Here is a 19,366-nt window from a genome sequence, read left to right as displayed (position 1 = left end):
AACGATCTGCGGGGATTAAGAAGCCCGGTTTCTGGGTTAGCTGCGGGGATTAAGAAACCCGGTTTCTTGTTGGGATTTAACAGTAGGGGCGAATGGCCATTCGCCCCTACATTTTCACCAAAGAAACCCGGTTTCTAGGTTATCTGCGAGGACGAAGAAACCGGGTTTCTTGTTTGCTTAAAACAGATAACTGTGATATGCCGAAAAGAAACCCGGTTTCTAGCTGGTCTGCGGGGAATAAGAAACCGGGTTTCTTTTTTGCATCCTAAAGTTATTTATGAGATTCCGAAAAGAAACCCGGTTTCTGGGTTGCTTTTACTCCGGTTTGAACTCCCCACAATTTAGCGTAGATACCCTGAATCTGTAGGAGTTCTTCGTGTTTGCCTTGTTCGACTAATTGGCCGTTTTCCATGACATAAATACAGTCCGCATTGCGAATGGTGGAAAGACGATGCGCGATCGCGATTGTGGTGCGATTTTTGGTGATTTTTTCTAATGAACGAGCGATCGCTGCTTCGGTTTCATTGTCCACTGCGGAAGTGGCTTCATCGAGAATTAAAATCGGTGGATTTTTCAAAATTGCGCGGGCGATCGCTAACCGTTGCCGCTGACCACCGGACAACTTTTGGCCCCGTTCCCCGACAATGGTATTATAGCCATCTGGTAACTGCATAATAAATTCATGGGCTTCGGCGATCGTGGCAGCGGCGACAATTTCTGCAAATTTAGACTCAAAACTACCATAAGCAATATTATCCGCTACGGTGCCATGAAATAAAAACACATCTTGACTGACTAAACCAATAGCTTGACGTAAGGATTTTAAATGAATTTCTTGTAAAGGAATGCCATCGAGGGTAATAGTTCCCGAATTCACTTCATAAAGTCGCAATAACAATTTAACCAAGGTACTTTTTCCCGACCCGGTAGCACCGACAATGCCAATAGTTTGGCCAGCGGGAATATGCAGGGAAAGATTTTGCAGTACGGGCAGCCGATTTTTATAGGCAAAGTTGACATTTTCAAATGCTAATTCACCGCGAACCGAGTCTACGGGTAAATAGCGATCGCCGGAGTGAATTTGCATCGGCGTATCTAATAAATTCATTACCCGATTTGTAGACGCCATTGCCCGTTGATACTGGTCAAGAGTTTGACCTAATCGGGTTAAAGGCCAAAGTAACCGTTGGGTTAAAAAGACCAAAACACTATAAGTACCTACGGATAAATTGCCCTTAATGGCTTCCATGCCCCCGCCGAGTAAAATTCCCGTAAATCCAATTAAAATCAGGATTCTAATTAAGGGAATAAACGCCGCACTGAGCGCGATCGCCCGCCGATTACTTTGTTGATATCCCTCACTTTCTTTAGTAATTCGGCGAATTTCATAATCTTCAGCGGTAAAGCTTTTAATCGTCGTAATTCCTGAGATATTATTCGCCAATTGACTATTGAGCAAACTGACTTTTTCCCGGACAGTGGCATAACGAGGGGCTAGTAATTTCTGAAAGGCGATCGCCCCCCAAATAATCAAAGGAATCGGTAAAATCGTCATCCATGCCACCGTCGGCGCCAGGGCAACAAATGCCCCGCCAATCACCACCACCGTAGTCATTACTTGGATAATTTCATTAGCGCCAATATCCAAAAATCGCTCTAATTGATTAATATCATCACTGACAATAGATAGCAAAGCGCCGGTACTGCTTTCTTCAAAAAAAGCTAATTCTAAATCCTGCAAATGACGATAAGCATCCTGACGTAAATCATGCTGGATTTGCTGGGCTAAATTCCGCCACCATGTGGCATAAGCATATTCAAACAGAGACTCTAATAGCCAAACAATAATTGTAATTAAACTTAAAACTAAAAACTGGCTAAAAATATCGGTAATTCCTAACTGTGCGATCGCCGATTTTTCTTTTTGCACCACCACATCAACTGCGGCGCCAATTAATGCGGGTGGTGCCAAATCTAAGAGTTTATTTGAAATCGAGTAAAGACTAGCCAGCCAAATCTTTTGGCGATATTTTTCGGTATAGTCTAATAACCGTTGTAACGGATGAGTTTCAGCCATAGATTTCGCCATAGATTTCGCCATAGATTTCGCCATGTTTTATAGAATAAAAATTAAATGCCGTTGGGGGATCATCCCAATCAGGGATGCTGATTGGGATGATCTAATTCCATTTTAGGTATCAAGTTCTTCGGGATTGATGCCGAGACTTTTTAGCTTTTCTGCCAATTTAGCGGCCTTTTCTTGGGCGATTAAAGCTTCTTGCTTCGCCGCTAAAATTTGCTCCTCTGGAGTTAAATATCTTTGTCCTTGGGCATCATACCAATATAACCATTCTCTAGTAATTCCTTGGTAGGTTCCCTCACTGCGACCGATACCTAAATTTATTTCGGCTAACCAGACAGGTTCACCGCTTAATAATTGATAACCCCCTGGTTCTAGTTTATACACCTCTAACCGGGCTTTTCTCTTTCTCAGGGGGTTATAAATTACATAATATAAAATCCCCAGTTCGGCGTATTCTTTTTTCTTGTATGTATATTCTCCCCGACGGGTTTGGGAGACTACTTCTAGCACCAGAATCGGTCTTTTTTGTTCTTCCCACAAGACATAAGATAACCGTAAATCTGAGTCAATAATCCGGGGGACTCCGATAGAAAGAAATCCATCGGGGACGATCGCTGGTTGATTCGGATCGGAATAAATCCCCATATCGACCCCAAAAAACCAGTCCATTCTTTCTGACCAAATTAACGCGAGAATGGCTTTGAGCAGTCCAGGAATTAAGTTTTGTAGTTCGTTATCCACAGGTGTATCGTCAGAATCAGGTAAATCTTCAGCGGAGGGCAAGCAATCTCTAGGATTATATTCTAGTAGCATAGCCGGTAAAAGAGTTTAGGTAATTTTTTTATTTTAGCACAGGACTTATTGGGGTTGGATGGGTGCAAAAAAAAACAACTTGACAATATTGCCAAGTTGAGAAGGAACTTATATAGTCAGGAGCAGAGGAAAAAAACGGTAATTTTTTATATATTAAAAGGATATTGAAATGCGGGGTTTAAGGTTGAGGGATGACAGAAGGTTGATCGAGAAGATTATAAGTCATAATCCGATAGCTGAAGTTAAATTCTTCAGGCTGAATCTGTTTTTGGCCGACATGAAGTTGATAAATCAGGCCACCATGTCTACCATGAGTTTTTGGTGAATCATTAAAATTTCCTTGATGGTTCACGATTGACTCCCCCATGATGTGCAAGCTTTATGATTTTTTGCTTGCAGTTTTCTTTATATTTTTATTCTCAGCTATCTTTGGGGAAAAATCTGTGATTTCAATCCGCAAAATCTGTGAATTTGATCGCTGAAATCCGATGATTTAGGTCATACTTAAGTATGACTTAAATCTCCGCTCGTTTATGCCTGATATTACCAAAGTGTAGTGATTTCGCTCACCAATAAGTAATTTATTGCTTATTGGTTATTATTTATAATATGGCGATTGGCTACTTGATGGGGAAAGTCTGGGTTAATGATGGGTGACGGGTAAGTAGGGAGCGGGGGAGCGGGGGAAGAGAGGGTATAGGGTGTAGGGTGTAGGGTGTAGGGGGAAGAGGATGTAGGGTTTAGGGTGTAGGGTGTAGGGGGAAGAGGGTGTAGGGTTTAGGGTGTAGGGTGTAGGGGGAAGAGGGTGTAGGGTTTAGGGAAAAGTGAATGGTGAATAGTGATATTTCTTTTGTACGGGCGTCCTTGCGAAGCATAATCCGTCAGGCTATATGGCCATTCGGCTTTTGTACGGGCGAATGGCCATTCGGCTTTTGTACGGGCGAATGGGCATTCGGCTTTTGTACGGGCGAATGGCCATTCGCCCCTACGACTTTTCACTTTTCCTACCCAACAACCAACAACCAACAACCAACAAAATTCAGGCTTAGGATTGAATCGCTCGCAGGAATTTAGGCTCAATTAATGTCTCTAAATCAGGGATTTGTTGAATTTGGTTGCGTTCTTTGAGGAATTCAGCCAGAGATTTCATGGATTTTAATAAAGACTCGCTACTGTTATGGTCGGTGAGAATTTGTAGGTTTTTAGCTAGGTTGGGGAGTTCAATGCCTTGGATATCTTTGGCTAGTTCTTCTGGACTAACTCCGATCGCACTAGCTGCGATCGCCATTCCTTCTTCTTTGTTGTTGTTGTAAAATTCCAATCCATCGAGAATGCCTCGAATAAAGGCATCGACTGTTTGGGGACGGTCTTGAATGAACTGGGGGGAAAAAACATAGAGGTCGGCGATCGCACCGGGCAAATCAGAAGAGGTAAAAATAATCCGGCCATCCGGTTGGGCTTGATCCGCTTTGGCTAAATAAGGAGAATATGTCACCGCAATGTCAATTTGCCCCGATTGATAGGCAGCAGCAGCGGCATCCGGTGGCGTATTGACTAGGGTAAAATCACCGGCTTTTAATTTAACTGTTTCTAGGGCTTTTAACAAAAAGAAATGGCTGACGCTATCTTCTTCTACGGCAATTTTTTTACCTTTAAAGTCTGCCAGATTCTTAATACTATTCCGGGCTAAAATTCCATCAGCCCCGTTAGAAATATCCTGGACTAAGACAATTCTAAATTCCGAAACTACCCCGCCCTTTGCTGCCAGGGCTACGGCTTCCGATGTCACTGGAGACCAGCTATCTAACCGACCGGAGATATAGGCGGAGTTGGCGTCGCCGGTGCCGCTAAATATTTTAACTTCTAAGTTTAAACCTCGCTTTTGAAAAAAACCTTTTTCTTTGGCAATATGCAACGGGGTACTGCCCACCCAAGGATTTAAACCGATCGCGGCGGTGTTTTGATTCTTCTGGTTGCCAAAGGTACAAGCGTGCAAAACTAAGCTACCAGTCATCCCGGTGAGCATCCAGAGAGTTTGACGACGAGTCCAAAGTTGATTCATTCTATTTATACCTAGTCCTACCTAGGAGCAAAATTTGATCGTAGCGCATTCACGATCGCGATCGCCTCTAGGTGTGGCAAAGTAATGTCTAGTAAGGAAATTTACGCTTAATGGCGGATTGTATGTTGTTTAATCTAGAAGTTAAATCTAAAAGGAAATAAGCCTGATCCCACCGACAACATCCCACCGATAACATTTTACCTAAAACATCCCACCGACAACGTTTTACCTACAATATCCCACCGATAACATCCCACCCACAACATTTTACCTACAACATTTTTTATGTCAGTTTTTCCTAATTCACCGATTCTCTTGTCATTAGAAACGGCCATTGATTACCACCCGGTGACGGTGACGCCACAAACTCTTCTATTAGAAGCGATCGCCACCCATGAATTTCGCACCCCTTTAACCAGTATTTTAGGCTCAAGTAGACTGCTGGAAAACTATGGGGATAATTTATCCGAAAGCCAAAAAAGTAAGCATTTTCAACGAATTCAAAGAGCCGTGAAGGAAATGAATTATTTACTCGAAGATATCCTGATGTTGGAAAATGCAGAATATCAGAAAATTTACTGTCATCTTAAAACCATAGAAATGGTAAAGTTTTGTGAACAAATTTTAGAAAAACTAGAGGTGATGTATCCGGGTAGAACCGTTTATTTACAACATGATTATCCCATGATGAACGCGGAATTAGATCCAATTATTTTACGACATATCTTGCTCAACTTGCTGTCCAATGCTTTAAAATATTCTCAACCAGATAGTCCAGTCTATTTTCAGCTTGATTTAACCAATGAATCCGTTATTTTCAAAATTCAGGATCAAGGCATCGGCATTCCTAGTGAAGACTTAGAAAATTTGTTTAACTCATTTTATCGAGGAAAAAATGTCGGCAAAATTCCCGGAACCGGACTAGGACTTTCGATTGTGAAAAACTTTATTCAACTTCATCGGGGTCAGATTGAATTTCATAGTGTAGTTAACTCAGGCACCACTGTAACGGTGACTTTACCTTTAGAATAGGAGATATTCATCTATGCTAAGAATCTTAACTATTGAAGATGAAGAAAATATTCGGGATACGATCGTGGAAACTTTGAGTATGGAAGGGTTTGAAGTCATTCAGGCGGAAAATGGTAAAGTTGGACTTAAATTAGCCCAAAAGCATTTACCGGATTTAATTCTTTGTGATGTACTCATGCCCGAATTAGATGGCTATGATGTGCTTAGGCAACTCAATCAGAATCGACAGACTCAGGGAATACCGTTTATTTTCCTCACCGCTAAAGATACTAGCGATGATTTTCGCTATGGGATGAACTTGGGGGCGAATGATTATCTAATGAAGCCATTTACTACTCAAGAGTTAGTGATGGCCGTGAAGAGTCGATTACAAAGATATAGAATGGAGTAAACGTGAAACGTGAAACGTGAAACGTGAAACGTGAAACGTGAAACGTGAAACGTGAAACGTGAAAGTGCCGCCATCGGATAACTCAGAAACCGGGTTTCTTTTCTGGATATGACAGTTATCTGTTTTAAGCAAATAAGAAACCCGGTTTCTCGGTGCGCTTTCGGTGCGATCGGTCTATGGCAAGGGGTCTCTCCCCTAGCATCCAGGGATTGACTCAGATATGCTAAGGAATTGATTCAAATTTCCTAAATGACTTTTTTAGATCGCATTTGATCTATTAGATCGCTAAAAAGCCCCATGATCGCCTGGGAGGGAATTGACCACCTTCCCTGATATCAAGAGAGTACCTTCCGGGGACTGATGTACGTCTTGGAAGATTTAAGTGCTATCCAGGTTTTACAGTTTAATTGTATGCTATGGATTATCGATCAATTTCGCAGTCATTCTGAAGATGCATCAAACCAGTAACAATGAGTAAAATTTTAATCATAGAAGACGAAGACGACATTCGCGATATTATTATTCAACTACTGACCGCCCACAATTATCAAGTGATTGATGCAAAAGATGGGGAAACCGGAATCAAATTGGCGATCGCCCATCATCCGGATCTGATTATTTGTGACATTATGATGCCTGGAGTTGATGGTTATGAGGTGTTAAGGCAATTACATAACCATCCCTCAACTCAGATGATTCCTTTTATATTTTTAACCGCTAAAGCGACGAAAGAAGATATTCGTCAAGGAATGGAACTGGGGGCGGACGACTATTTAAGCAAACCATTTACGAGATCGGAATTACTCGGTGCCGTGAAAATTCGCTTAGAAAAAAAAGTGCTTTTGCAGCAACAGTCGGAGAAAAAACTAGATGATTTACGCAAAAATTTAACGCGATCGCTGCCCCACGAACTACTCACCCCGTTAAATGGAATTCTGGGTTTTGCCAAACTTCTGGGGGATCATGCGACAGAAATCACACCGGATGAGATCAAAGAAATGTCAGAAATGATCGAAACTTCAGCGTGGCGATTGCATCGCACGATTCAAAACTTTTTACTCCATGCACAACTAGAAATTATCCGTCAAGATCCGCAACGACTCCAATCTTTTTTGATGGGAGAAACCGGCTCGACTCAGTTTATTTTGCAAGTTTTAGCCCAAAAGAAAGCCCAGGAATTCAACCGCACCGAAGATTTACATTTAGACATGGAAGATACCCCATTGCCCGTTGCGGAAAACTGGTTGAGCAAAATTGCCAAAGAACTGATTGATAATGCGTTTAAATTTTCTCAACCGGGCAGTATTGTAGAGGTGAAAACTCTAATCAATGCACCAGAATTTATCTTGACTGTTTGCGATCGCGGTCGGGGAATGACTGCCCAACAAATTGCTAATGTAGGAGCTTACGTCCAATTTGAACGTAAGCTTTATGAGCAACAAGGCTCCGGTTTAGGTTTAGTAATTGCCCAAGAACTCACCGAATTGTATGGGGGTCGTATCTCGATCAAGAGTTCTCCAGAACAAGGCACTACAGTTAGCGCCATATTTCCCCTAACTAAAAACCAAGAATTAATCAACAAGTCTAATTACTATGAAACTTTTTTTAATTGATGGTTTTATCGATGGTTTTCTCTGACCAAACCATCCGAATCGAATAACCCATTTATTATGCGATATTAAAAGTAATTGTCAAAGTAACCGTCAAAGTAATCGTTAAATTAATTATTGCCAGTAATTATTGCAATTGCTGAAAATACATTTATAGGACTTATTAGAGTTATTAAATACCAAAAAACCTGTCATTCCCGCGCCCTCTATAGCAATCCTATTTAAGTTGTAATATGTTTTGAAATGTCACCCTGTAGGGGCAATTTATGAATTTCCCCTACCACAACCCCTAAACCGATTGCTATAGAATTCAGAAAAACTCTGTAATTCTGACAATAACCGCTATATTTAGGGCTGATCTATATTTTTGCTATAACTTGCTATAACTTGCTATAACTTGCTATAACTTGCTATAACTTGCTATAACTTGCTATAACTTGCTATAACTTGCTATAACTATAACTTGCTATAACTATAACTTGCTATAACTATAACTTGCTATAACTATAACTTGCTATAATATATTGCTTGAATAGGATTAAAATGTCTAAAAAAATTCTCATTTTTGATTTTGATGGAACTTTAGCCAATACTCTAGATGCTATTATCGAAATTACTAATCGATTTTCTGATGAATTTGGCTATAAAAAAATCACGGATGAAGAAATAACAACGCTGCAAAATTTAACTTCTAGAGACATTATTAAAAACTCAAAAATACCCTTAATCAAAATACCCATTTTAATTCATTTAATCAAAAATGAATTAAATCATAATCTGCCAAAAGTGCAGCCCATAGAAGGAATTGATTCAGTATTAAAAAATCTTAACTTAATGGGATATGACCTGGGAATTGTCAGTTCTAACTCCTCAGAAAATATTCATCAGTTTATTCAGATAAATAATTGGAACCACCTGTTTAAAATCATATGTTGTGGGGCGACGATTTTTGGTAAAGCTAAAGTGCTGCATAAACTCCTACACACCCAAAACTTATCCCCGAAACAGATAGTTTATTTTGGCGACGAAACCCGCGATATTGATGCAGCTAAAAAGGTAAATATTCCCGTGGTTGGGGTGAGTTGGGGGTTTAATTCTCGTTCAGTTTTAGCGGCACATCATCCAGATTTTTTAATCGATCGCCCCGCCGAAATTTTGGATGTCATTTCCCAGTTATAAAGCCGCAGAATATGATATTAATAATAATAATGATAATATTAATGATAATAGCCTGATGGTTCCGCATCGGGGAAAAGGGGGAGATCGGTCTCCCGACTCTTCTCATTTGATGCTTAAAGCTTGTGCATATTTTTAACGATGAACCGCAATGCGATCGCCTTGAATTTTTTTCACTGCCTGAGCCAGAGGTAAAGCGCGAATGCACCTTTGAAAAACATTGACTTGGTAAACTTTGCGTTGAGTAATATCTAGGGCAGTTAACCAACCACTATTAGAATTGTACACGCCCGTATCAATGCCAATCCATCCTTGACCGAGTGCAAGTTGTCCCGGTTCTATGCCCTTGAAAGTAAAGGTCATTGTATGACCAATGACAATTAATTTATCAGGGAAATACGGCTTAGACATTTGATGAAATTCGCTGCGAATCCAACAGAAATCTTCCGGTCCTTGGGCTTTAATGGGCAGTTCCGGGTGAACTCCCGCATGAACCAACCAAATATCCCCTAAATCAATATAAGCCGGCAGAGTTCGCATCCATTCAATATCTTCCAGGATTTGTTGGGGGTTGCCATAACTCGCTACCGTGGTATGTCCACCACTGTAAAGCCAAGATTGGAATGCGGCTTTATTAATTTTATTTTGACGCAAACTCTCCAGGAGGAGTTGTTCGTGGTTTCCTAATACGCATTGATAGGAACCTTCTTTGATAAATTTGACCACTTGGGCGCTCTTGGGTCCGCGATCGATTAAATCGCCGACAAAGTAAATTTGATCGCTTCGATCAGGGGCGATCGCCTCTAGTAACTTCATCAAACCGTCATAGTGGCCATGCACGTCACCAATAAAAATACGTCGATCAGTCATATTAATAAATTCTGCCTCCTAGATCGCCATCATCGGTAGTTGCACCAACAGTTTCACCAGCGCATCCCAACTTATCCGGGAAAAATTTAGCACCTGAATCGCACTCATATTTTTATTATGGCGCGATCACTGGCTCAAAGCACGCAAAAACCGCTGAAGATTGGTTAGCAAACCGGGTTTTTTCCGTTGGGGTGTAGCTACTGGGGTCGCTTCAGTTTGATCCACCGATGGGGAAGTGCCTTTTTGTAATATCTCTTCTAAGACTTCTCCCACTGGTTTTTGGGTCGTTTCGGAAATCAGTTCATAGCCTTCTTCTTTTTCCAGCCAAACTTGCCAGGGGTTCGGGTAACAGCGAAATAGGGCCGCCCCTTCCAGAGGACGGATATAGTAGCAAGATTCAAAAGTGCTGATGAAGCGCTCCCGCAGTTGTCGGGCTGCGTAGCCAATGCCAATGGTGGTAATACTTTCTAGTTTAGGGATGAATAGCACCACGGGGCGATCGCCTGCTTGCTCACACATCTTTTCCAAATCATTCACTTCCACCGCAGACGGTTCAATAAAGAAAAATAGGCGATCGTCCGGTTGAATTTTGCCTTTGGGTTCCGTCATCCCCCGCACCACATAAGGGGTTTCACCCCAATCCCGTCGAGCCAAAGCCGCCGCCCCCGGATCGGGAAAATACACTTTCAGGTGCGAACCGTACTCTTCAAAGATGGGAATAAATTGATGAGCCGGATCCTGAACTTTCAACTCTGGAATCAGGATTTCTACTTGCAGACGGTGCAAGCCATCTTTGAGAGCGGCAGTGGTCGCCGTCTTTGCTTGATCTAATGCCTCTTCAATACTGTTAGGGAGTGTCACCATAATTTTATTTTTAACGTTTAACTTTTAACGGTGTTGGTTGGGTTTTGTGGGTTTTGAGACTTCAAGGACTAATTCTATATTGATTTCTTCTCTGCTTCAACCAAGCCTGCAAATCTACCCCAGTGGCTTGTTGAATATATTCATAAGTTTTTGCCCCGGTTTTAACCGTCCACCCTCCCTGAACACAAGCGGCGATCGCGTTCGGTAAATTATCCTCCCGAAGAATCAGCATGATCGGTTCATATCCTTTCTCTTGCAGCCTTGAGGCATAGTTCTTGAATTTCTTTAACGTGCCTGAATCACCAGAACCAATTCTATACTTGGTATCAATGGCATGATTGCCAATTACTAAATCACATATCTCATCTTTTCCTTCTCGGATCCCCTCGGCAAAGTTCTCACACTTTTGCTGACACAATTCTTTAACCAAACGTTGCCAGCACATTCCCAACTCTCTGCCCCAATATTGTTTATTTTCCGCCTTCATCTCTTGAGTCAATCCGAAGACTAGCATCAAATCATCTTCCTCGGCAGATTCCTCCCCAAAGAGTTTGGCCGAAAATGACTGTTGGTATTCTTGTAAAATCGCCTCTAAAGATTTTGATTTAGGATCATTCATCGATTAGGCTTCTCCAAAACTACGATAGTGTCATGTTTGATACTCCCAGCCCATTCTAGATTTCTCGGTAAATTTAATTGCCGATTTTTCAAAATTAAATGAAATTTAAATTTTTCCTTAAATCCTACTTGATTCGCTAGATCAGTTAACAGAGAAGCTACGGGGATTTCTACGCCACAAATTTTACTGACATCTCCCATTGAAAAACAGTAGTAACCTCCGGGACGTAACCGCAAAAAACTACTTTGAAAATGCTGGATCATATCCATAAAATACTGATAAACAACTCTAGCCCTGAGTTGATTTTGACCTTTACTTGCTTGATATTTTTTGCCCGTGTAAATATCCTCGATCAACCGATCTAAATTAGGATGTCCTGTTTCACCCAGTTCTTGACATTGTTTTTTAGGAATTCGTTCTGTGCCAATTTCTCTAGCATACAAATCTAATCTTTCTGTATTATTTTTCACCAATCCTAGCCAGTGTAATTCAAATTTTGCCGCCCAGACATAATCGATCGCATTAATATAAGGAGGAGAAGTCACGATCGCAGACGCACGAAAATCGCCGGTTAAATTTCTGGCATCATGCAAAGGTAATTCTTTTGCGGTTCCTTTTGATTCTTTGAAAATTGGTTGCCATTCTGCTACCGCATCAATGGCTTTATCTAAGTAAAACTGAAAATATCTAAAAACATCTTCTCTCGATCGCTGGGGAATTTCTGCAATATGAGTCCGACGGGCAGCCAGCAGCATTCCATCATTCATATTGGAAGTTTTTCTCACCGTGGAGGCGAAAGCTAACCAAAATAACGGTTGATTTTTTACATTAGATTTTGAAATCAAAGATTTGAGAATTTCTAAACCGGCTTGGACTGACGGTTGAAACCAAAAATCTTTATTGCTAAAATTAACCGTATTCGGGGCAAATTTCTCCGCGATCGCTTCTCTCATCATCCTTGCCGCTTCTTCCCGCACTTCTGCCACCGCAAAATCACTTGTTTTAACCTGACAAATTAGCCGACTTAAAGGTTGATAATCCAACCAATAAACTGAGCAATCGTGTTTCAATGATTCAATAATTGTTGTCCCAGAACCGGCAAATGGATCGAGAATATTCATTGAATTTTGAGCATACTTTTGTAAGAACCAACGAGGTATTTCGGGAATCGATTTGGCAGGTTGAAAACCTAAAGAGTAAATTTTTAATGGTTGATTTCTCGTCAACGAAATAAACGTATCATTTTCTAAGTCTATGGGGATATCCCCTTGAAAATGTTGGTAGGAAATAAACTGTGGTTCTACCTGAGTTACTCTGGTCTGGATCATAAGTTTTAAATAAGTTTAAAATTTAGGCAAAGTAAGTAATTTTATTGGTCAAAAGGTTGTCGTTCAAAAGGTCGTCAGGCCATTTGAATCACCAATAATTATAACCATAACCATAACCAACAACAACCAAAGAATCCCTACCCAACAACCAACAACAACCAACAACCAACCAACAACCATTAACGAGCGATGCCGTGCAGCGGATCCCTTACGGGAATCGCGCATTCTGGCCTTAACCGTTGTAAAACTTGCTTAAATACCATTGCGGTCCAGTCAATATCCTCCACGGTGGTATGACGGCCTAAAGTCATGCGAATGGCGGCAGTGGCGGCTTGCGGCGAATATCCCATCGCCAACAAGACGGGACTGGGATTTAGTTGACCACTGCTGCAAGCGGATCCCGAACTAATGGCAATGCCCGCTAAATTCATTTGCCGAACTAAGGTTCTACCACTGACCGCACCTGTTTCGGCTTGATAGGGCGAATTTTCTTGGAGGCAAAAGCTGACATGGTGGGGTAAACGGTGCAGCCGATCGCCTGTGGGGGTTAAACCGGGAATATCCGCCAATTGGTCAAACAGGCGATCGCGCAAACTGCGTAACCGGGGGGTTTCCGCAGCCATGTCTGTCCTTGCCAACTCTGCCGCTACCCCAAAACCAGCGATCGCTGCCACTGCCTGAGTTCCCGATCGCCAGCCTCCTTCCTGACCGCCCCCACAAAGCCAGGGGACCAACTCCACCCCAGGGCGAACATAAAGCGCCCCAGCCCCTTGGGGACCATAAAATTTATGACTGGACAAAGACAGCAAATCCACCGGCAACTGTTCTAAGTCCAAAGGCAAGCGACCCGCCACTTGTACCGCATCCGTATGAAATAAAACCCCGTGCGATCGGGCAATTTCCGCCAAAGCTTGAATCGGTTGTAGGGTTCCTACCTCACTTTGGCCATAAATAATCGACACCAATACCGTATTTTCTTGAATCGCTGCGGTTAAATCTGCGGGATTAACTCGTCCCTGAGCATTCACCGGCAACCGAGTCACTTGCCACCCGGACTTTTCCAACCATTCCACCGGCTTACTCACTGCCGAATGTTCCACCTGAGAAATAATTAGATGTTGCGGTTGGGCATAACGTCGGGCCACCCCCATAATCGCCAAATTATCCGACTCCGTGCCCCCAGAAGTAAACACGATCGCCTCTGGCACCACATTCAACAATGACGCCACCTGCATTCGGGCGACTTCCACCAAAGTGCTGGAACGTCCACCCCACTCGTGAATACTGGAGGGATTGCCCCACTGGTCAAGTAACGCGGTTTGCATAGCGGCGATCGCTTCCGCACGGGGGGGAGTTGTGGCGCTGTAATCTAAATAAATCTGCATCTTTTTCCTGGTTATCCGTTATCGGTTATTCGTTATTCGTTATTTGTTATTTAGCTGCAAATAACAAATAACAAACAACCAATAACAAACAACCATTAATTTAGATCGTCTAACTAAATCGTCCAGATTGGACCTGGACTAATGAACCTTAAAAGTCTATACAGACTTTGTTGCCTGACTCTATGGAATCGATCGCAATTCCTATCAATAGAGTGCAAGAGTAAGCTCCTCTGGATAAAAATCTCGACAATTTGAGAGAAAAACCTCTGAGAAATCATCCGGACTGAGAGAGTTTGAGCGGCATTGATCATGGTTAATTGCTTGTTCATAATTCTGACACTTATTGTTTCTATCCACCGGGTTTGCACACATTGTAATCCTCATGGGATAACACTGCTTGAGGAATCGCGATCGATCCATTATCGTGGCAAATCATCCGATAGTTGCGGGTCACGGGAATACTAATAATTTGACGATTATGGCGCAAACGCTTACCGCCGAAATCTCGATAATTTCGTTGATCGTTAAGACCCGCGATAATATTTCGAGCTTTCAAAACCACGTATTCCGGTAACTCTCTTAAATCAATGGGATCCGCTTCAAAGCTAGTTTCCCATTCGAGTTTTTGCTGTCTTTTTTCCGCTAGGGATCGAATGGCTTCCTCTTGTGCCGCTTTTAACTGGGCACAACGATGGCATATTTGACCATATCCCTTATGACCGCATGTAAATGTTTTTTTTCTTCTCGGCATAAGTTTCACCAATCAACTCAACAAGTCATTCTGATTGAGAATTAACACTTCTTAACAGGGAATCAGTCAAGCAGGACTTTTTGATTAAGTTTGTTATAGATTCATTGCGTTATGTAAAGTAAGGATTAGGAATCAACCACAATCCTCAACCGGACAATATTTCCGCATTGTTGAATCTAGACCGCCCTAAACAGGGCGAAATAACCTAACTTAATTCTCAATAAGATTCCAGAGGTAATGAGTAATTACTCTTAATATACCTCTGTATATTTGGCGTAATGCCTAACCTAATCCTGTTTGACGAGCGCTGAGAGCGACACTTTACAGGTGGAAAGAATCAGCATTCTTTGTGCCGTAGCCGCAAGTCAGCAAGATACAAATATTATCGTACTCTAATTTCTGCACAAAGCAAGATTTTTTCGGTGGTTTTTGTGTTAATCTCAGACAGTCGGTGGTGCTTGATTTTCTCAGGCGGCTTTCTCAGTCAGGCGATAAACCATCCACCCTGAAGAAAAGTGAGCCCAAGGTGCCGATTCCGAAAAAGTGCTGACCTGCCGAGGATCTTGATTTAATATCCTTAGCTGTGCCGGTAATTTTTCCAGCCAACCGATGATTCCAGCGGTTAACTTTTTCCCGATTTAAAGATATCTCCTTTGTTTGTGATCTCACGGATTTATCGGCGTATTTTCTGGACTGCCTTTCTGACAGTCACCGTGACAGGTTGTCAACGGTGTCAGGCACCAATTAGCCAGCCAAAGCCCCTTAGCCAGCTAAAGACTGCCCCACTGCCCCAAGACCCCTTTGTCCAGGTCTATTTTAATCAGCATCAAGGGGCTGAGTATCAGGAACCCTTCAGACCCCAGCAGCGTTTTGGGGATGATTTGGAACAAGTGATGGTGGAGGCGATCGCCGCTGCCAATTCCACCGTCGAGGTAGCAGTGCAAGAGTTACGCTTGCCGAAAATTGCCGCTGCTTTGGTGGAACGTCATCAAGCGGGGGTGCAGGTGCGGGTGATTTTGGAAAATAACTATAGTCGTCCTTTTAGTGATTTTACCCCTGGCGAGGTGCAAGCCCTGGATGAGCGATCGCGCCAACGTTATGAAGAATTTCGCCAGTTAGTAGATCGGAATGGGGACGGAAAACTTAGCCCCGATGAAATTGCCCAAGGAGATGCCCTGGTCATTTTGCGGCAAGGGGGAGTTGCGGCGATCGATGACACCGCTGATGGGAGTAAGGGCAGTGGTTTAATGCATCATAAATTTGTGGTGGTGGATGGATCGACGGTAATTGTCACTTCCGCAAATTTCACCACCAGTGATATTCACGGGGATTTTCAGTCTCCGAGTAGTCGCGGTAATCCGAATAATTTATTGAAAATCAACAGTCCTGAACTCGCTACCAGGTTTCAGGAAGAGTTTAATCTGATGTGGGGTGATGGTCCGGGAGGTAAAACCGATAGTCGGTTTGGGGTGAAAAAACCGCTGCGTCAGATCGATCCTTTGCAGGTGGGCAATAATCAGATTACGTTGCAATTTTCCCCCTCTGGGGCAAAAGTTCCTTGGGCCGAAAGTGCCAATGGTTTGATTGGCCAAACTTTGGCTACCGCAGCCACTTCCGTCGATCTAGCCTTGTTTGTTTTTGCGGAACAAAGGCTGGTGGATCTGCTGGAAACGCGCTATAGACAAGGGGTGATGGTGCGATCGCTCATCGATGCGAATTTTGCCTATCGTGACTACAGCGAAGGTCTGGATATGTTAGGGGTAGCCTTGCCGGATCAAAAGTGTCGCTATCCCATCGATAACCAGCCCTGGCAAAATCCCATTACCACGGTAGGCATTCCCCAACTGCCACCGGGAGATTTATTGCATCACAAATTTGCCGTTATCGACGGTGAAACCATCATTGCTGGTTCTCATAATTGGTCAGCTAGTGCCAACTATAATAATGATGAAACTCTCTTAGTTATTACTAATCCCACGGTGGCGGCGCATTTTGTCCGAGAATTCGATCGCCTCTACGAAGGGGCAACCCTGGGAATTTCACCGAGTCTTCAGGAAAAAATTAACGAAGCAGCAAAAGATTGTCCCGCCCCGGTTTCACGAAATCAAGCGGAAGATACCGGCTTATCAACCGGGTTATCAACCGGGTTATCAACCGGGTTATCAAGCAGTGCAAAAGTGAATGTAAATACGGCTACCCAGGAAGAATTAGAGACTTTACCAGGGGTCGGCCCAGTGTTAGCCCAACGAATTATTGCTGCGAGAAATAATCAACGGTTTAGTTCTTTGGCGGATTTGGATCGAGTGCCGGGAGTTGGGCCAAAGATGTTGGAAAATTTGCGCGATCGCGTCACATTTTAAGTTTATCATATTAATAATTATTCAATATTTATTAAAACCAAATTAAACCAATTTTGCGATAATTACAATGGTGATTTTACTGCAAAAAATGCGATCGCAACCCGAAGCGTTTCTACTGGAAAATTTTTGTAAATATTATTATATTATTATCAATTTCAAAATAATCCAGAGTCGGTTTTAACCGACTTGCTTGCGCTATTAGCCGGAGGTTTTAACCTCCGGCGGTTTATGTACCCCTGCAATTAACCGACGATTGCGGGGATTAAAGTTCGGCGGGGATTAAAGTTCGGCGGGGATTAAAGTTCGGCGGGGATTAAAATCCCCGTAGGGGTCAACGGCCGTTGACCCCTACGGTCGGTTTTAACCGACTATTTTACCAATTTGAAAAACTACTGCTACAATTTCAAGGTTTACTTTGATGCAAAAATTGCGATCGCAATGCTTGTGATCGCAACCCGAAGCGCCCCTGCTGTTGAATTTCTGTAAACAATATTTGTAAACAATATTATTTTATGGAAAAAATCTGGATTTGGGCTTTAGTATTATTCTGTGGTGCTTTGTTCACCTTTTGCGACTCTTTAAGCGCCAATTGGGGAAAAACCGGAGATTGGAAAAGCATGGCCGTGGTTTGTCTGCTTTCGCCCACAACTTATTTAATTTTTGGCATATTAAATCAGAAAATAGACCTGGGAATTGCCGGTTCTCTGGTAAATCTTCTGATTATGATTGGCACCGTTTTAGTGGGGATATTTTATTTTCACGAAGTTTTGACATCTACCCAACTTCTAGGGCTATTTTTGGCTTGTCTGGCCATTGTTTTACTTAACACTTAAACCCGGAAATGCGATCGCTTCCTGCCGCCCCCTGCCGAACCCAGCCGCCCCTATTCCGGCAAAACCGGGAGACACAAAAACTTATAGAAATATCAAGGATATTATATGGCTTGTATCGAGATCGGTATAAAAGCACTCTTGTCTAATCCCTAGATTAAACTAGAAATAGATTGAATGCCTATTCAACAACTCCATCACCGACTATGAAAGCAATTGAAACCACAGCCACTATTAACGAGAGAGGAGAACTCACCCTCGATCGCACCCTAGATGTCACCAAACCTCAGCGAGTCCGCGTTGTCGTCTTAATGATGGAAGAAGACGAGGAAGACCCGGATGAGACTCCTACCGAAATCGCCATAGAAGGCATTCGGCAAGGGTTACAGGAAGCCTTAACCGGACAGACTATCCCCCTGGCACAAATGTGGGAGGGCATTGATGCAGAGTGAACCCTCACCCATCCAAATCGCCTTAACTCCGCGCTTTAAACGGGACTTGCGAGAACTTGCTAAACGCTATCGGTCAATTCGTAGCGATATCCAACCTTTAATCTAACAACTACAAGCCGGTCAAACTCCCGGCGATAGAATAGCAGGTGTCAAATATCAGGTCTTTAAAGTTCGTCTCCAAAATAGCAACATTCAAAAAGGAAAAAGTGGCGGCTACCGAGTCATCTATTATCTAAAAAACGAACAAAATATTATCCTAGCCACCATTTATTCCAAATCCGATTTGTCAGATATTAGCCTTCAAGTGATTTCTGAGGTAATTTATCAATACGACCAACAAAGTCAAATAGAAGAAGATTCCGAATAATCCTGATTCTGACCTAAACCTTGTACTATTTCAAACCTTGCTGGGACTGGGTGAACCCGTTGAGATTGAGGCGACAACCAACAATCACTACAGCGATGATTCCGAAAATTTCCACCAGAGAAACCCGGTTTCTGGGTTATCGGCGATGGACCGAGAAACAGGGTTTCTTTTTTGCTGAAAACAGATAAGTGTAATTTCCACCACAGAAACCCGGTTTCTAAGTTATCGGCAAAGACCGAGAAACCGGGTTTCTTTGAAAGCCTAAAACCGATAACTGTAATTTACACCACAGAAACCCGGTTTCTGGGGTATTTACGGGAATCGCCTCGTGTCAAAGTATATTAAATAACTGTAAATTTACTAATCTAAATTC

At 42.5% G+C, this 19,366-nt stretch carries 20 protein-coding genes; 10 read left to right on the top strand and 10 right to left on the bottom strand.

Annotation, left to right across the window (positions count from 1 at the left end):
- Nucleotides 1-92: 92 nt before the first annotated feature.
- On the top strand, nt 93-269 hold the full coding sequence (locus AM228_RS32215) for a hypothetical protein (RefSeq protein ID WP_156331648.1): 177 nt from the start codon (nt 93-95) through the stop codon (nt 267-269).
- A 2-nt stretch (nt 270-271) separates the two neighbouring features.
- On the opposite strand, the gene AM228_RS09165 is transcribed toward AM228_RS32215, so the two are convergent.
- From AM228_RS09165 to AM228_RS09150, 4 genes are all read right to left on the bottom strand, one after another.
- Nucleotides 272-2,101 carry an ABC transporter ATP-binding protein gene (locus AM228_RS09165; protein WP_231636716.1) on the bottom strand — a complete coding sequence of 610 codons (1,830 nt, stop codon included), beginning with the start codon at nt 2,099-2,101 and terminating at the stop codon, nt 272-274.
- Nucleotides 2,102-2,191: 90 nt separating this feature from the next.
- Entirely contained in the window at nt 2,192-2,896 is a 705-nt protein-coding gene (locus AM228_RS09160; RefSeq protein ID WP_054465816.1) for a Uma2 family endonuclease, read from the bottom strand.
- Nucleotides 2,897-3,074: 178 nt separating this feature from the next.
- Entirely contained in the window at nt 3,075-3,248 is a 174-nt protein-coding gene (locus AM228_RS09155; RefSeq protein ID WP_190879895.1) for a hypothetical protein, read from the bottom strand.
- A 693-nt stretch (nt 3,249-3,941) separates the two neighbouring features.
- Nucleotides 3,942-4,958: an ABC transporter substrate-binding protein gene (locus AM228_RS09150; RefSeq protein WP_054465814.1), complete on the bottom strand. Its 1,017-nt coding sequence runs from the start codon at nt 4,956-4,958 to the stop codon at nt 3,942-3,944.
- A 285-nt stretch (nt 4,959-5,243) separates the two neighbouring features.
- Here AM228_RS09150 and AM228_RS09145 point away from each other — a divergent pair, with 285 nt between their 5' ends.
- The 5 genes from AM228_RS09145 to AM228_RS32210 all read left to right on the top strand — a co-directional run bounded on the left by AM228_RS09145 (nt 5,244) and on the right by AM228_RS32210 (nt 9,306).
- Nucleotides 5,244-5,990, top strand: a complete 747-nt coding sequence (locus AM228_RS09145) for a sensor histidine kinase KdpD (protein ID WP_054465813.1) — start codon at nt 5,244-5,246, stop codon at nt 5,988-5,990.
- A gap of 13 nt (nt 5,991-6,003) precedes the next feature.
- The gene (locus AM228_RS09140) at nt 6,004-6,381 is read left to right on the top strand and encodes a response regulator transcription factor (protein WP_054465812.1); all 378 of its coding nucleotides are present in this window, start codon (nt 6,004-6,006) and stop codon (nt 6,379-6,381) included.
- 470 nt (nt 6,382-6,851) lie between these two features.
- On the top strand, nt 6,852-7,994 hold the full coding sequence (locus AM228_RS09135; RefSeq protein WP_054465811.1) for a response regulator: 1,143 nt from the start codon (nt 6,852-6,854) through the stop codon (nt 7,992-7,994).
- Nucleotides 7,995-8,534: 540 nt separating this feature from the next.
- Nucleotides 8,535-9,170 (top strand): HAD hydrolase-like protein, encoded by a 636-nt coding sequence (locus tag AM228_RS09130; RefSeq protein ID WP_054465810.1) that lies wholly within the window; start codon nt 8,535-8,537, stop codon nt 9,168-9,170.
- Nucleotides 9,151-9,306 carry a hypothetical protein gene (locus AM228_RS32210; protein WP_156331647.1) on the top strand — a complete coding sequence of 52 codons (156 nt, stop codon included), beginning with the start codon at nt 9,151-9,153 and terminating at the stop codon, nt 9,304-9,306. Before AM228_RS09130 ends, AM228_RS32210 begins: the two co-directional genes overlap by 20 nt.
- On the opposite strand, the gene AM228_RS09125 is transcribed toward AM228_RS32210, so the two are convergent.
- The 6 genes from AM228_RS09125 to AM228_RS09100 form a co-directional block, all read right to left on the bottom strand.
- Entirely contained in the window at nt 9,303-10,037 is a 735-nt protein-coding gene (locus tag AM228_RS09125; protein ID WP_054465809.1) for a metallophosphoesterase family protein, read from the bottom strand. The genes AM228_RS32210 and AM228_RS09125 overlap by 4 nt on opposite strands.
- A 126-nt stretch (nt 10,038-10,163) precedes the next feature.
- Nucleotides 10,164-10,901 (bottom strand): DUF1995 family protein, encoded by a 738-nt coding sequence (locus tag AM228_RS09120; RefSeq protein WP_054465808.1) that lies wholly within the window; start codon nt 10,899-10,901, stop codon nt 10,164-10,166.
- Nucleotides 10,902-10,962: 61 nt separating this feature from the next.
- Nucleotides 10,963-11,520, bottom strand: a complete 558-nt coding sequence (locus AM228_RS09115) for a hypothetical protein (RefSeq protein WP_054465807.1) — start codon at nt 11,518-11,520, stop codon at nt 10,963-10,965.
- Nucleotides 11,517-12,848: a DNA methylase gene (locus AM228_RS09110; protein ID WP_054465806.1), complete on the bottom strand. Its 1,332-nt coding sequence runs from the start codon at nt 12,846-12,848 to the stop codon at nt 11,517-11,519. Before AM228_RS09110 ends, AM228_RS09115 begins: the two co-directional genes overlap by 4 nt.
- 179 nt (nt 12,849-13,027) lie before the next feature.
- Nucleotides 13,028-14,233 (bottom strand): cysteine desulfurase family protein, encoded by a 1,206-nt coding sequence (locus tag AM228_RS09105; protein ID WP_054465805.1) that lies wholly within the window; start codon nt 14,231-14,233, stop codon nt 13,028-13,030.
- Nucleotides 14,234-14,582: 349 nt separating this feature from the next.
- Nucleotides 14,583-14,984, bottom strand: coding sequence for a hypothetical protein (locus tag AM228_RS09100; protein ID WP_054465804.1), 402 nt, complete (start codon nt 14,982-14,984; stop codon nt 14,583-14,585).
- Between the two features lie 659 nt (nt 14,985-15,643).
- On the opposite strand from AM228_RS09100, the gene AM228_RS09095 reads away from it, so the two are divergent.
- From AM228_RS09095 to AM228_RS32205, 4 genes are all read left to right on the top strand, one after another.
- The gene (locus tag AM228_RS09095; protein ID WP_054465826.1) at nt 15,644-17,344 is read left to right on the top strand and encodes a phospholipase D-like domain-containing protein; all 1,701 of its coding nucleotides are present in this window, start codon (nt 15,644-15,646) and stop codon (nt 17,342-17,344) included.
- A 512-nt stretch (nt 17,345-17,856) separates the two neighbouring features.
- On the top strand, nt 17,857-18,177 hold the full coding sequence (locus AM228_RS09090; protein WP_054465803.1) for a hypothetical protein: 321 nt from the start codon (nt 17,857-17,859) through the stop codon (nt 18,175-18,177).
- Between the two features lie 203 nt (nt 18,178-18,380).
- Nucleotides 18,381-18,626, top strand: a complete 246-nt coding sequence (locus AM228_RS09085; RefSeq protein ID WP_054465802.1) for a hypothetical protein — start codon at nt 18,381-18,383, stop codon at nt 18,624-18,626.
- A 538-nt stretch (nt 18,627-19,164) separates the two neighbouring features.
- On the top strand, nt 19,165-19,338 hold the full coding sequence (locus AM228_RS32205) for a hypothetical protein (RefSeq protein ID WP_156331646.1): 174 nt from the start codon (nt 19,165-19,167) through the stop codon (nt 19,336-19,338).
- The last annotated feature ends 28 nt before the right edge of the window (nt 19,339-19,366 follow it).

It is taken from the genome of Planktothricoides sp. SR001 (assembly GCF_001276715.1).
Lineage (GTDB): Bacteria > Cyanobacteriota > Cyanobacteriia > Cyanobacteriales > Laspinemataceae > Planktothricoides > Planktothricoides raciborskii.
The sequence above is the reverse complement of the archived record's forward strand: the minus strand, read 5'-3'. Positions and strand labels throughout refer to the sequence as shown.